The sequence below is a fragment of the Pseudoalteromonas sp. L23 genome (genome assembly GCF_021728455.1).
Taxonomy (GTDB): domain Bacteria; phylum Pseudomonadota; class Gammaproteobacteria; order Enterobacterales; family Alteromonadaceae; genus Pseudoalteromonas.
The window spans coordinates 41,265-55,523 of the sequence record NZ_JAKKCW010000007.1; the positions used below are offsets into that span (position 1 = coordinate 41,265).

Consider the following 14,259-nt stretch of genomic DNA (forward strand, 5'->3'; position numbering starts at 1 on the left):
TTACTGCGCAACTTTTCGTTGCTGGAAGTACTCTTTTAATGGGATCAACAACACTAACATGGCAAGCGCAAATATGCCTAAAGTTAGTGGCCTCTCCCAAATAAAGCTAATAGAGCCATCCGAAATCATCATGGCGCGGCGGTAATTGCGTTCGATCATATCGCCGAGAATAAACCCAAGGAGCAAAGGTGCCATCGGGAAACTCAATAATCTCAGCACCACCGCCACCAAGGCAAAACCTACCATCATAAACAAATCAAAGGTATTAAATGACACCAGATACACGCCAATCAAGCTAAAGAATAAAATCATCACCGTGAGAACTGAGCGTGGCAGAGTCAAAGCCTTTGCAAAATAAGGGATCAGTGGCAAATTTAAAATTAGCAGCACAATGTTGCCAAAATACATGCTTACAATTACCGACCAAAACACCGTAGGATTGTCCTGCATTAACGTAGGACCCGGCTGAATACCATAGGCAATCAGCGCCCCTAACATAATCGCAGTGGTGCCAGACCCCGGGATCCCAAGCGTTAACAAGGGTACAAACGACCCAGTACAAGCAGCATTGTTTGCCGACTCAGGTGCCGCTAAGCCGCGGATTTCACCACGCCCAAAACGCTCACGAATGGCTTTTGGTGCCAAATTTCGCTCTGTCGCATAAGCCATAAAACTCGCAATCGTTGCGCCAGCCCCCGGCAATACGCCAATGATAAATCCTAAAATCGAAGAGCGCCCCACAACTGGCGCCATTTCTTTCACTTCAGCGCCAGATAATTTTGTTGAGCCAATAACGGGGGTGTCATCATCATTCGAACCTTGATTAGCTTTTTCTGGACGGATCACGTTGATCAGCGCCTCAGACAATGCAAAGGTTGCCATTGCGACCAACAAAAAGCTTACGCCGTCTAGCAAGTCTGCCTGACCAAAGGTAAAACGCTCAGTTCCAGATGAAGGGTCTATTCCCACCGTCGACAATATCAAGCCAAATACAGTCATCATCATGGCTTTTAAAAATTGCCCTTTTGCAGAAAAAGCAGCAATCGCAGTCAAGCCCAAAAACATCAACATCACATAGTCTGGAGACTGAAAGCTTAAGCTCACTTTTGCAAGTAGTGGTGCGGCTATCATGAGCATCAACGCACCAATCGTTCCCCCAGTAAATGAAGCATAAGCGGCAACAGCTAAAGCCTTACCCGCATGTCCTTGTTTTGCCATTGGATAGCCGTCAAATGACGATGCCACAGTACCAGCTACACCGGGAGCGTTAATCAAAATAGAGGAAGTCGAGCCACCAAAAATAGCGCCGTAATATACGCCCGCCATTAAGATCATACCGGAGTCGGCACCGATGTTGTAAGTGATAGGGATCATCAACGCAATCGCCGTGATTGGCCCTAAGCCGGGCAACATGCCGATAAAAGTACCGACAAAGCAGCCAACAATTACGTACAGTAAGTTTTGCCACATAAAGGCCGTGGACAGGCCAACTAAAATACCGTCTAACATGGCTTAACTCCAAAACTCACCGGGAACCAAATAGATCCCCAGTAGCTGCGTCATAATGGCCCAAAACACGATAACCACAGGCACTGACGCCAATAACAAAATTTGCTTACGTCGCTCACCCATAATTAAAAAGCCACAGCCTAAAAACAAAATGGTCGAAACAATAAACCCGAGTTTTTCAAGCACACTGCTGTAGATAAGCATCAATACAATCAGTGCTGCACATTGGGCTATGGTTGCCTTGGAGGTAGTCTCTGCTTTTTCACGTGTATCAGGTGCAGGGACGCCTTTAAACAGTGTTGCGGCAATCGACAAAAGACAAACAACAATGCCAATCAGCGCGTATACCTTAGGCAAAGTTGCTGAGTTTACCGCCTCGTACTCTTCAAAAGGCATAATCGGGATTTGCCAAGCAGATACCGCATAGAGTGAAAACAGAATTAAAAACAGCACTGGGCCTAACAATTCTCGGTTTAACATAGTGAATTACCCACTTTTAGGTGATGCAGTAACCTCACTGCAACCACCTATTTAATTTAATCAGCGTCTAACGAAACCCAATTCTTCCATCACCACTTTCAGCTGTGCTTCTTGTGCCTCTAGCGCCTCAATAAACTCGTGCTGTGGCTTAAATAGATTCAACCAACCGTTGCGTGCGCGTACCGCTTCCCACTCTTTGCTTTGCACCAGTTTTTGTAATCTCACGGTATATTCGTCGAGTTTTGCTTGAGGGAGATCCGGAGCCGCAAAAAAACCACGCCAGTTAACAAATTCCATGTCATAGCCTAAAGACTTCAGGGTTGGGATCTCTGGATAGTCCGCGATAGACTCTGGCGCAGTAACAGCAAGAATGCGCGCCTGACCACTTTTTGCCATGTCGAGCGCTTCACTTAATCCGGTCGAGAGCATCTTCACCTCGCCAGACAATAAACCGGCCTTAGCTTTGCCACCGGCATCGTAAGGAATGTAACGCAGCTTGCGACCGTCAACGCCTGCTGCTTTTACAGCTTGTGCTGCAACGAGATGATCCATACTGCCGCGAGCAGAACCACCCGCAACGGTCACAGAGCCCGGGTTTACTTCTAGACGAGCAATCACCTCCTTCCAGCTCTTAAAAGGCGAATCATCACGCACCACGAATACACCATAATCGGCTATTACGCTGGCAACGGGCGTTAAATCACGATAACTATAGGGGATCTTACCCGACAACGCGCGCAGCACGATTGGCGTTGAATTAACCATCAACATATCGCCTTTTTTATTGCCCGATTCGATCAAATAAGCAATAGCACGGCCGCCACCACCGCCTGACATATTCTGAAACGACGCATTGGACTCAAGCCCTGATTTCACTAACGCCTCGCCCACAGCTCGAGCCGTGGTATCCCAGCCACCACCTGGACCACCGGGAATTAAAAAGTGGGTATCCGCTAATACCTGAGTAGACATCATCGCCACGCCAGCCATTGCCAACTTGAGATGCTTTAATACAAACTTCATAACCTGCTCCCGTTAAAATAAATACTGCAAGCGTGCAGCGAAACCAAATCCTGAATCTTCGTCACCAACCAACGCGGTACTTCCAGCGCCTGAAACGTCCGCATAGACAAGGTTAGCCATGAACTTTAAGCTGCTGGAATGGTAATAGGTGCCGCCCAGTGTGTAGGCGTCGACTTGCGTGCCTTGGTTGGCGTTTTCAGCATCCATACTGGAAATACGTGCAACCAACTCCCACGCATTTTTTACCCCTTTAGGTTGCTTAAATACCGCAGAGCCTGCGGAATATTGTTTGTGTTCACCGGTCAGGAAATAGCTCAAGGACAAGTGATAACCCGAAATATCTCCCCCATCTAATGCAGAAGTAGGGTCTAGGGTATCTAAGTTGCGTGTGGCATATTCGGCCTCAAGCATAAAGGCGTTATGTTGATAAGCGAGTTCTAACCCGGCTTGTGACATGCTATCAAGGGCAACTACATCACCGCCTGCAGCATAATCCACGAGGCGCACTTTGGCTTCGCGTACTTCACCGCGAGCAAGGCGATTACCCAGCGTTGCACCGCCCATATCACGGTACGAACCCCAACCACCTAAATGCAGGGTTTTACCGGGAGTGTGTTGCGACCAAGTCAAACGCCCCGAATAGGCAAGTGCCAGACGGTCATCTTGGTCACGCCCAGATGCACCAAATGCGTCGTTTTTATATACCCCTAACGCATAGCGAAAACCGGAATCTTTAAAATATTGATAAGCTGATGCGCCCCACCGAAAGTAAGGAGAAAACGTATCAGCGATGGAACTGCGCTCTATGGTATTGATGTGTTTGCTGCTAGTGAGCGCATTCAGGGTGATATCTTCTCTTAATTTACCAAACTGAAAGCGCGGGCCGTTGTTCCAACCGGTATAGCGCACCCTTACTGTGACTATCTCGGCATCGCCTTCGGCAAAATCGAGTAGTAACTTGTGTTCCCAGTCGCCTTGCTCACTCTCTACATAGGTGCGGATCCGACGCGGAAAAAAGTCGCTGGCGGCATTACCCTTATTATCGGCGCTGTATGCACCACTAAAATGGTTAAAATCGAGTTGTACACGCCCACCAAACTCAAGGTTCAGTGATTTACTGGACTGTAATTCCTTTAATTGCGCTTCTAGCTTTGCAACCTTGCTGGCGAGTGCTTCATCTTGCTGTGCCAAAACGGGGCAAGCAGTTACTGCAATTAATGACATTGCTGCAACTGGCTTCATTATTGTTGTTCTCATTGCTCTGTACTCATTTGTCTTAAACGTATTGTGACTAGCGACTACAACCTGCTATCAAGTACGAGCTTATTGTTAACCATCAATTAACCATAGATTGCGGAAATAAGTTGATTAAGTTGAGTAAAACGCGTTTTGTGCATAAAAATCATGAGCAATATGCACAAAACCCAAAGTAGTGTGGAAATAAATAACGAGTGAAGCGAAAGTATGACTGCTGCGTTAATCAAAATATCTAAGATGTGGATGATGAATTAACCGAGCTTTTCTCTGAGGCTCTGGAAACGGTGAGCCTACAAAGCTCAATATAGAATAATACTTTGCCCCCTAGAATAAGCAGAAATAAGACACACAACACACCAAAAACCATCACATTAATAAAACAATACACTCAATAAATTTAAATTTGGTGTAATTCCAACCACTTAGATCTAAATAAGAATTATTTTCAAAAAGAACGTTGACAGCCCTTCAAATCTAATTGATAATCACTATCAACAAGGCGAGAGTGACGGCTCAACTTGTTATCACAATAGTTTCTTGACCCGAAACAAGGCTGGTATCCACAACTACCAAGGACGTTAGCAGGCACTTGCATTGCTCCTCGTATTTAGACGCTAACTCCACTTTTTACTTGCTACATTGCTCATATCGGTGACGGTAGATATGAAATCAAAAAGCCCTGCTCAGGGCTTTTTTTATGCCCAAAATTTATTTTCACTTCGGTATTTCCTAGAAAAACAGCCACACTAATATTAATGAGAATTATTTTCAAAAAAGTATTGACTCATTGTTAAATCTAACTGATAATCACTATCAACAAGACGGCAACGTGTTGTTTCGCCAACTCAGTTAGTAAGGTTGATAGTTGTAAAGCCCTGTCTACCTGATGTACTCACTACCTTGAGATTGGCATTAGTACTCTAGTTTGTTTCTCGACCCTGAAACACGGCTGGCCAACGTTAATGGCTTGAATGAACTTAACTCAGTCGCCCCTAAACCTGACTAAGTTTATTCTCACAATTTACTTGCTACATTGCTCATATCGGTGACGGTAGATATGAACGTAAAAAGCCCTGCTCAGGGCTTTTTTTATGCCTAAAATTTATACCAATTGAATTAATTCTCTAATCAATTTGAAGGGTGAAATAGCATATTAGCTTCGTTAAAAATTTCTCATTTAGAACAACTAAATAGCAAAATTTTTGCCTTGCTACTAAAGCTATTTCCCAGCTTCAAGATAGATCATTTACTTAATACAACTGGTATTATATCTATTTTCAGCACTTACCGAAAAACAGCCGCACAAATATTAATGAGAATTATTTTCAAAAAGGTATTGACCTAGCGGCTAATCTAATTGATAATCAATATCAACAAGAGAACATGCTCTTGCTGATTCGACCCTGAATCGTGTTGTCGGTGATGTGCTACAACGCCCCTTGATGTGTATCACTGGCAACCACTTTTTACTTGCTACATTGCTCATATCGGTGACGGTAGATATGAATCAAAAAGCCCTGCTCAGGGCTTTTTTTATGCCTACATTTTCTATCAGCGTTTGTTCAGCTGTAATGTCGTGTAATCGTTTTCTTTTACTAGAATCCGTATCATTCTATTTTTCCAAAAATAACAATAATATGAACGCTCGACGCTACCGTTATAACATGTTGTTAAGCCTGCTGCTGCTGGTAGGGTTTATTTTCACCAGCTGGATAAGTATCGAGCATGCTAAACAATCGTTGTATAAAGGGGTGAGCGATGATGCTCTGCCACTCACCAGCCATCTGATTGATTTAGATATACAAAAACGGCTTCAAGCTCCAATTATTGTTTCTCAGCAAATGGCAAATAACGTCTTTATTAAACGTTGGCTAACGTCTTCACAGCAAGACCCTGCGCTTATTTTCACCTACTTAGAAGATACTCGAGTATTACATCACGCAAAAACGAGCTTTTTAGTGGATGACAAGAGCCTCACTTATTACCACTTTGATGGTAACACCCAGCAGTTAGACATCCGTGCCAAACAAAATGATTGGTACCGAGAAAGCCTGCATAGCGATGCTGACTATGCGCTCAATGTTGATATAGACCCAAGAGATAACAACGAAGCCATTGTTTACGTCAATCATAAAATAAGGCAAAACAACGATGTAATTGGCGTTGTTGGGGTTGGCATCTTATTGGCTGATTTACATAATTTAATCGAACAATACGAAGCCAGCTACGCACGCAAACTGTACTTTATTGACCACAAAGGCAGGCTATTATTTTTTAACGATCAGACCCTATCTGGCACCAGTATTCATGATCGTTTTCCAACCCAAGCAACGGCGCTGCTCAATCAATCCGAATATCAATTTCGGTTGGAAACTGACGACCATGCCGAGTTTGTTCATTCGCGCTATTTGGACTCTATAGGCTGGTATTTAATTGTTGAGCAAACAATAGATAAATCAAGTGGAATAAGCGACATACTCACAACCAATTTATGGGTAGGGAGCCTAGTCACCCTATTAATATTAGCCGTAGCGCAGTTGACGTTTAATCACTATCAAAAACGCTTAGAAAAAATGGCGAAGTACGACAAACTCACCGATACCTTTAATCGCCAAGCCTTTGAGCCACAGCTTCAGCACCATTTAGCGAAAGCGCGTACCCAATCAACCCCAGTAGTGATGCTGATGATGGACATTGACCACTTCAAACAAGTGAACGACCAACATGGCCATGTGGTAGGCGACAGAGTGCTGCAATGCTTCTCGAACGTATGTAAACGCCAGATAGAAAACAACGGTTTGTTGTGCCGCTGGGGAGGTGAAGAATTTATGGTATTGCTACCCAAAGCGACGTTAGAACAAGGAATTGCGATTGCTGAGAAGATCCATGTTGCTCTAGAGCAGGCGGAATGTGAGGTCAAAGTGACAGTCAGTATTGGCGTTGCACAATACCATATTGATGAATCAGAAGATGGTTTTATAAAGCGCGCCGACGCCGCGCTCTATCGTGCCAAACAAGGCCGGAATCAAACCAAATTCGCCGCTTAGCGGCGATTCTTACGCGCTCTTGCGCGGCGCTGACGTTTTTCGTCTTCACGCGCGGCCTTTTTGGCCTCAGCTTGTGCTCGTAACTCAGCAACCATTTCTTCTTCCGACTCTCGCATTTCCGGCGTTTCCATCGTGATCTGCCCGATAACAGCATCGCGCAGCTCGTTGATTAAAATCTCCGACATCTTATGCGTATCGACCTGATTGCCGCCCTTTACACAACCACGCTTGCGGCCAGCCATCTCGATAAATGTCCAGTCACAGTCCGGTAATTCGTCGAGCTTGTAACGTGCTTTTAAAAGCTCTGGATATGCACCTAGCAGATATTCAGCGGTGTAACTCGCCACTTCTTCATAATTGATAGCCGTATCGCGAATAGCACCCGTTGCCGCCAAACGATAGCCCGAGTTTTCGTTCTCAACCTTTGGCCACAACATACCCGGCGTATCGTAAAGCATAATGCCGTCTTCAAGCTTAATACGCTGTTGCGCTTTAGTTACCGCTGGTTCATTACCTGTTTTTGCAACAATTCTGCCAGCAAGTGTATTGATTAGTGTCGATTTACCCACATTTGGAATACCCATGATCATGGCTTTTAGCTGCTTATCTTGACCCACTTTATGAGGTGCAAGCTTTTTGCAAAGCGCATTAATACGCTGTACTTCATTCGCCTTATCATGACCAAACGCCAGCGCTTTTACACCGCTCTCACGTTCAAAATACTCCATCCACTGCTTGGTCAGTTCAGGATCGGCAAGGTCCGCTTTATTCATGATTTTGATAACAGGCTTGTCACCACGTAACTGCCCTACCATCGGGTTTTCGCTACTGTATGGAATACGAGCATCCAGCACTTCAATAATGACATCCATCTGCGGCATGATCTCTTTGATCTCATTGCGCGCTTTATTCATATGCCCTGGGAACCACTGTATTGCCATTATAACCACCTGTATTAATTAACTTTAAAAGCTCATATGTTGAATACCTTGCCAAACTCACGCATACCATCGCGCCATTCGTACGAAGCAAGAGATAAGTAAAGGATACAACATAGGGTACTAAACGCTTTTAATACAGCAGCAGTACCTCATCACTAAGTTGGTTATTCTACTATAAATTGACAGGATTGGGTTAATGGCTTTGTTAGTACGACGATTCAAAGCCGCCTCATCCATATTCACCCAATCATTTTGCTAACGTATGTTCCCCATTAGGGCTGCCCTTCAGCCCTCTGATTTTTTCTAATACATCGGGTGAGTATACAGCTCATAATAAGTGCAGGGACTGTAATTAAAATGACATAAGGTGTTACCAAGATAAGAACTGCCAAGTTTGATTCCGAAAAGTATATAATCCAAACATACATACTAAAAATCAGCATAATACTGCCGTACAAGTAGTTTCTTACTATTTCACGAATCAACCTTATACCTTTAAAACTCAACATCAATTTGGAAAAAGCAAGTGGAGTTGACTTTGCGACTAGGTCCACCATTAATAAGTACAAAAAAGATGACAATGAAAAGTACGTACCATTAAAGGCTAAATTGACAAATTCTAAAAGTGGCAAGCTAACGAAAATAAATAGAAAAGTTAATATATTGTTATGGTTAAATTTATCATTCATAAATTTATTTCTTTTTGAATCCTAACAACATAACTATAATTATTTTTAACGTAGTTCTTAATTTTTTCATACTTTTTATTCTGCATCGACTTTACCGAGTACCACTCCAAAATATTGATACCAAACTCAGACTTTGGAGCACCGAAAACGGTTACAGCCTTTTTAAATTCCTCTACATCAGTCTCACCTTGTAAATAATAGAAACTAAAATTCTTACCATAAAGATATAAACCACTTAGGGAATCTAATTTATTTTTTGACAAGCGAGAGATAAGCCATTTATTTTCTGACAAATAACCAGCAACTCTAGTTATGTTAAATAATTGTTTTTGCTCTTTCCAAGACCCATTTCTATGTAGAAAATAGAACTCATTAACACTTATCCCACTCCTTGAATAGTATGCATGCTCTTGATCATTAACATAACCATACAACTCTTCAGAAGGGACTCTCTTAAAATCATCTAAGAATACTGACGGCTTATCATCTATATTATCTATTGAAAAAAGATAACTTACATAATCTTGATAAATAGGCTGACCTTGAAATAACTTTAACGAACCATCTAAGTCAAGACCTTTTATTTTTTCTTTAAGCTCACCAAACCCTACTGCACCTATAAACTTTGCCTTTGTAAAGTCTACATCTTGATACCTACACCTATTATAAAAGTTATAATGTTTATAATTATCAAAAGCTAACTTGATCTTTTTCAATCTATCTTTTCGTTGCAATTCCTTTCTGTTAAAAACCTCGCCATAAACGCTCAAATCTATAAAATCAGAAATCACCAACCTTTCATTTATACTATAACCATCCAAGTTAACCATATCCCCTCGCAAGGAATTTGAACTGGCATCAAAATTTAATTCATCTTGCAACTTTTTTATTAATTCAAACCTCTTCTTCGACAACAAGTAATTGGTCAAAGAAAAACTTCTCCCTGAAATGTATATTAACAACTCATGTTTATTACCATCATAGTATTTTTTCAATAAATCTATAAATTCTTCATCACCTTTATTCTCCAGCAAGATAGTAAGAGATGATTTTGAAACTCGATAACCTAAAGCAGCCAAGCTTTCTACATAATCATCACCAATATCATAAATCAAGGCTAATTCTAGAGTATTAAAGTCCCACCCAGTTACAATATTGTGGTGACTAGCTTCCCCTGATATTACCTTTACCACAGCATCAACAACTAAAGATTTTGTGATCTCAACTTCATCTGACTCAATATCAATATCGTTGAACCAATCCCTTTCGTAATAAACATAGGGCCTCTCAACATTTCCACCAAACCCATCAAAATAAAAGTAATTACAATTAGAAGAAAAGGAGAATGGTGAAAAAAATAAACCTATTAAAAAAATATTTTTTGATAAGTGATTCATTTTCTCGTTCCTAGATAGCCCCAAAAATAGGGGCCGTGAGTTAGCTTTTAAAATATTCGTGAATTATAGGCTTGCAAATTTGTAAATTATCGTGCCATTCATAACATGCAGATTCTTCTTGGGCCGAGTTATAATAGGACTTCCCAAAACCCTTTACTCCTCTAGCAAAAAGCGTCGCTGTTTTATTACATCTATAATTAAACTCTATATCTTTTTTCCCTTCGCAGACTTTTCCCATTTTACTTTACATGTCGCAGCCATATCTGCGTGAAATTGATCGTCACAATTCTTTTGCCCTGAATCAAGAGTAGAATAACACTTATCATGGCTGTTGCAGCTATCTATAAAAACTCCATCCCAGCTATTAAGTATATCAATAGAACCTATTTCTGAGCTACAACCATCGACTGATATTGTTGGTTTTAACAATGGATCACAAGAGTCTGGTTTTTGATCTGCATAATTACCACAGAGCCATCTAACCTCACGATCAAATGCTCTTGCTTCTTTTTCTCTTTGCTCAGAGCTAGAGTTATCGTACCCATAACGATCACCCAAAGTTTCAAATGTACGACTTAAATTACTAACAGAATGCCGAAATCGGCTCTTCGGAATAGCAACGCCATTTACTTGTATCCTCTCAATAGCATATGCACTTTTAAAGCCGACTGATAGCGAGTTACTATTTGATAGTTCGTAAGCATCGATATCAACATTTAATAAAGCAGCCCCTATCAGACTAAAGATCAAACTCTTTTTTATATTCATTTCATTCCTTTTATTAACTTTTCATGTAACTTATTGTGGTGATTGAAAATATAATTTTAAATTATAACGTTACCGACTCTTCCAAATATTGGTAAGACTTCAACAACACCTTTTTTCTTAAGGTTAATATAAAAATCATCTTTTACTCCCTCTACACTTTCTATAAAAACCCCTTTATCAACCAGAACATTAAATAATTTATAAAACCTTTCTTCATCCGTCACCCTATAATCTCGCACCACATTAAAAACCAAGGATTCCTTTTCATTGTTAAAGTAATTGGTCAACTCCTTTCCCATTTCTAATAGTGTTCTTAACTCTGGAGAGTTAGCAAAACTCTCATAGGATGAAAGAGATTTAAAACATAGTTCGTTGTACATTTCTTCAGTTTTCTTTGAAAGATGAAGTCTAGGACAATATAAGCTATACTTTTCTTCGACTAAGCTTAGAAATAAAGAGCGAGCGGTCCTTCCATTCGCGTCAATAAATGGGTGTATAGCTACAATTCTAAAATATAAAAAAAGGTTACAAGTTAAATTATTTCCAACTCTTTCCTTGTTAAATATTTTTAGCGTATCGTTAATTAAACTTTTAATTTTACTGGGTGCAGGTGGTATATAAATTTTATCATTTTCACTCCTACCAACCCATGACTTATGAGTCCTATAGCCTGGAAGCTCTAAACTGAGGCTTTTATTAATTAAATAAATTTCACTTTCCTCAAATTCCCTTCCCCTCAAACAAAAATCAATAGTTTTATAGAACTTCCCTCTCAATCTCAATATATTTTCAATTTTTATTTTTTTTAATGAATAACTATAATAATCATGTAAAACCAACTCCATTGGTAGTATATTTTTTAATTGTCTAACACAGAAACTCGAAGATACATATCTGTAAATAAAGTTCTTATAATTATGATCGATCTTGCGTAGACCTAGTTGCATTAAATACCACCATTTTGTAATTACTTTACTGCTAAAGGACTCAATACAGGTACACTATCATACTTTTAACACATATTAATTATAATTTATTTTTTGAGTTATTACTCAAATAACACTTGGATCTAGCTTTGCTCCATCCTCACCCCAAACAATTAATATTTAATTAACTTTATAATGTAATTAGAACAGAATACTGATGGATTGATAGGAAAAGACTTATAGTAGGGATACCAACGCCACAATTAAGTAATAATCCACTCAAAAGTTGAGTGGATTATTCAAACTCAAGAACTCACAACGTAAACTTAGACAGTAGCGCTTCTTGTTCATGGGCGTTTTTAGCGAGTTCTTCGCTGGCGCTGTATTGTTTGTCAGAAAAGCTGCCGACTTCGACACTAATATCGTTGATATGTATTGTATTTTTATTGATTTCTTCAATCACCACACTTTGCTCTTCTATGGCCGTTGCGATTTGAATATTGCGATCCATAAGCTCTTTTACTGCCTCTGAGATTTCTTCTAGCATATGTGTCGCTTGCTCGGTTTGTGACACACATTGCTGGGTTTTATCTCGGCTACTTCCCATAGATTGCTGAACTTGAATGGACGAGGCTTGGATCTGGTCGATCATGGACTTAATTTCGGTGGTGGATTCCTGTGTTTTTGATGCTAGAGAACGCACTTCATCGGCCACAACCGCAAAACCACGACCTTGCTCTCCGGCACGTGCGGCTTCAATTGCAGCATTAAGTGCCAGTAGATTGGTTTGTTCTGCAATGCCATTGATGACCGAAAGAATATTCTCAATATTTTGGCTGTATTCTGCAAGTTGCGTACTCAACTCGTACGATGCAGTAATATCGTCAGCCAAAGCATTAATTTGGCTTCGCGCTTTAAAGAATATTTCTTGCCCTTCGGAGGTCTTTTCATTTACAGAGGTGATAGAGCTTGCGGCTTGCTGCGCGTTACCTGCGATTTCGGTCGAGGTAGTACTCATTTCATTCATCGCGGTAGCGAGGTTTTCAATTAGGCTAACTTGTTGATCAAGTTTCTGTGAAGAATGCGTCGACAGCTCTTTGGCGGCATCACTGCTTATCACCACGTCGTCTGCACGTTCTTTTACATTACTTACTAACCCATGCAAAAAGCCCAAGAACAAATTAAATTGTCGCGCTACCGTGCCGCACTCATCTTCGTTAACAATTTTTAAGCGCTGAGTTAAGTCACCGCCCCCACTTGCCATGCCGGTGATTGCAGATTCCAAATCCCGTAATGGTTGGAGTAAGTGAATTGCTAACGTCCGTACGCAGAATACTCCAATAGCCACGGCTAAAATAGCAATGATCAGGGAGTTTATTGTAATTTCAGTCAGTGTTTTGTAGGCTTTTGATTTATCGATTAATACCGCCAAATACCAGTCCGTACCAAAGGTGTTATCAAGCGAATGTAAGTAAAACAACCTTTTGCCTTCTTTGGTATCCACTTCTTGCAACTTATCTACGCTATCTAAGCGTAAAGCTGGATATACCTGTTGCAATTTTTTGCCGTTAAATTCGGCATGTTGATGAGAAATTACATTACCAGACTTGTCGACCAAAAAGGCATAGCCCGTGTTATCAAAGTTAACCTGATTGACACTATTAGCGATGGTTTTTAGGCTTAAATCTCCCCCAATTACCCCTTTAAAATTACCGTTCACCATGATGGGAGACACCACCGACAGCAATAATTCACCTGTCGCCGCGTCTGTATATGGACTGGTATAAACGGTTTTATTTTGGTTTTTACCAAGCTGATACCAAGCTCGCTCTCTAAAATCGACGCCTGGAGGATTTTTGCGAGCGGGGTTGTTCGACCTGAGCCCTTCCTCATTAGCCAAAGTACCAAAAGCCAGCAGAAACTCCTTTTTAAACACTGGTGTATTCAGTGCTTGTTGAAAGTTATCATCGCTAAAGTTTTGCTCTAACTGACTTTTTATCACATTAATTTGCGTTGCTTTACCAGCCAGCCAATTCTCTATGCTCACAGCCAGCAATTGCGTGCTATCTGTTACATAGGCATGGGTTTTGGTTTTCACCGAATCGCTAACAAACCAGTAAGTAGAAAGCGTCGTCGTCGTGATGATCAATAAGATCACTATGGCAGAAGTCACAGAGAACTTAGTGCGGATCTTCATATTCAACAGCCTGAATAAAAAGTGC

At 41.0% G+C, this 14,259-nt stretch carries 10 protein-coding genes; 1 reads left to right on the forward strand and 9 read right to left on the reverse strand.

Going from position 1 to position 14,259, the window contains the following annotated elements:
- From L3V43_RS12955 to L3V43_RS12970, 4 genes are read right to left on the reverse strand one after another with little or no spacing between them, the layout of a single operon-like run.
- Positions 1-1,509 (reverse strand): tripartite tricarboxylate transporter permease, encoded by a 1,509-nt coding sequence (locus L3V43_RS12955; RefSeq protein WP_102057740.1) that lies wholly within the window; start codon positions 1,507-1,509, stop codon positions 1-3.
- A 3-nt stretch (positions 1,510-1,512) separates the two neighbouring features.
- A complete protein-coding gene (locus tag L3V43_RS12960; protein WP_102057741.1) occupies positions 1,513-1,989 on the reverse strand; it encodes a tripartite tricarboxylate transporter TctB family protein in 477 nt (158 codons plus the stop codon).
- 60 nt (positions 1,990-2,049) lie between these two features.
- On the reverse strand, positions 2,050-3,012 hold the full coding sequence (locus tag L3V43_RS12965; protein WP_237116752.1) for a tripartite tricarboxylate transporter substrate-binding protein: 963 nt from the start codon (positions 3,010-3,012) through the stop codon (positions 2,050-2,052).
- Between the two features lie 12 nt (positions 3,013-3,024).
- The gene (locus L3V43_RS12970) at positions 3,025-4,254 is read right to left on the reverse strand and encodes a porin (protein ID WP_237116766.1); all 1,230 of its coding nucleotides are present in this window, start codon (positions 4,252-4,254) and stop codon (positions 3,025-3,027) included.
- 1,652 nt (positions 4,255-5,906) lie between these two features.
- Here L3V43_RS12970 and L3V43_RS12975 point away from each other — a divergent pair.
- Positions 5,907-7,316, forward strand: a complete 1,410-nt coding sequence (locus L3V43_RS12975) for a sensor domain-containing diguanylate cyclase (RefSeq protein WP_237116751.1) — start codon at positions 5,907-5,909, stop codon at positions 7,314-7,316.
- Here L3V43_RS12975 and ylqF read toward each other — a convergent pair.
- From ylqF to L3V43_RS13000, 5 genes are all read right to left on the reverse strand, one after another.
- On the reverse strand, positions 7,313-8,257 hold the full coding sequence (gene ylqF, locus L3V43_RS12980; protein WP_039493363.1) for a ribosome biogenesis GTPase YlqF: 945 nt from the start codon (positions 8,255-8,257) through the stop codon (positions 7,313-7,315). The genes L3V43_RS12975 and ylqF overlap by 4 nt on opposite strands.
- A gap of 685 nt (positions 8,258-8,942) precedes the next feature.
- Positions 8,943-10,343 carry a hypothetical protein gene (locus L3V43_RS12985; RefSeq protein ID WP_237116750.1) on the reverse strand — a complete coding sequence of 467 codons (1,401 nt, stop codon included), beginning with the start codon at positions 10,341-10,343 and terminating at the stop codon, positions 8,943-8,945.
- 204 nt (positions 10,344-10,547) lie between these two features.
- The gene (locus L3V43_RS12990; protein WP_237116749.1) at positions 10,548-11,111 is read right to left on the reverse strand and encodes a phospholipase; all 564 of its coding nucleotides are present in this window, start codon (positions 11,109-11,111) and stop codon (positions 10,548-10,550) included.
- A 56-nt stretch (positions 11,112-11,167) separates the two neighbouring features.
- On the reverse strand, positions 11,168-12,058 hold the full coding sequence (locus L3V43_RS12995; RefSeq protein WP_237116748.1) for a Fic family protein: 891 nt from the start codon (positions 12,056-12,058) through the stop codon (positions 11,168-11,170).
- Between the two features lie 292 nt (positions 12,059-12,350).
- Positions 12,351-14,234 carry a methyl-accepting chemotaxis protein gene (locus L3V43_RS13000; protein WP_010606907.1) on the reverse strand — a complete coding sequence of 628 codons (1,884 nt, stop codon included), beginning with the start codon at positions 14,232-14,234 and terminating at the stop codon, positions 12,351-12,353.
- Between the last annotated feature and the right edge of the window lie 25 nt (positions 14,235-14,259).

What these genes read in the sequence shown, in the direction of transcription:
- L3V43_RS12955 (WP_102057740.1), bottom strand. Translation starts at nt 1,509, where the DNA reads ATGTTAGACGGTATTTTAGTTGGCCTGTCCACGGCCTTTATGTGGCAA.
- L3V43_RS12960 (WP_102057741.1), bottom strand. Translation starts at nt 1,989, where the DNA reads ATGTTAAACCGAGAATTGTTAGGCCCAGTGCTGTTTTTAATTCTGTTT.
- L3V43_RS12965 (WP_237116752.1), bottom strand. Translation starts at nt 3,012, where the DNA reads ATGAAGTTTGTATTAAAGCATCTCAAGTTGGCAATGGCTGGCGTGGCG.
- L3V43_RS12970 (WP_237116766.1), bottom strand. Translation starts at nt 4,254, where the DNA reads ATGAAGCCAGTTGCAGCAATGTCATTAATTGCAGTAACTGCTTGCCCC.
- L3V43_RS12975 (WP_237116751.1), top strand. Translation starts at nt 5,907, where the DNA reads ATGAACGCTCGACGCTACCGTTATAACATGTTGTTAAGCCTGCTGCTG.
- ylqF (WP_039493363.1), bottom strand. Translation starts at nt 8,257, where the DNA reads ATGGCAATACAGTGGTTCCCAGGGCATATGAATAAAGCGCGCAATGAG.
- L3V43_RS12985 (WP_237116750.1), bottom strand. Translation starts at nt 10,343, where the DNA reads ATGAATCACTTATCAAAAAATATTTTTTTAATAGGTTTATTTTTTTCA.
- L3V43_RS12990 (WP_237116749.1), bottom strand. Translation starts at nt 11,111, where the DNA reads ATGAATATAAAAAAGAGTTTGATCTTTAGTCTGATAGGGGCTGCTTTA.
- L3V43_RS12995 (WP_237116748.1), bottom strand. Translation starts at nt 12,058, where the DNA reads ATGCAACTAGGTCTACGCAAGATCGATCATAATTATAAGAACTTTATT.
- L3V43_RS13000 (WP_010606907.1), bottom strand. Translation starts at nt 14,234, where the DNA reads ATGAAGATCCGCACTAAGTTCTCTGTGACTTCTGCCATAGTGATCTTA.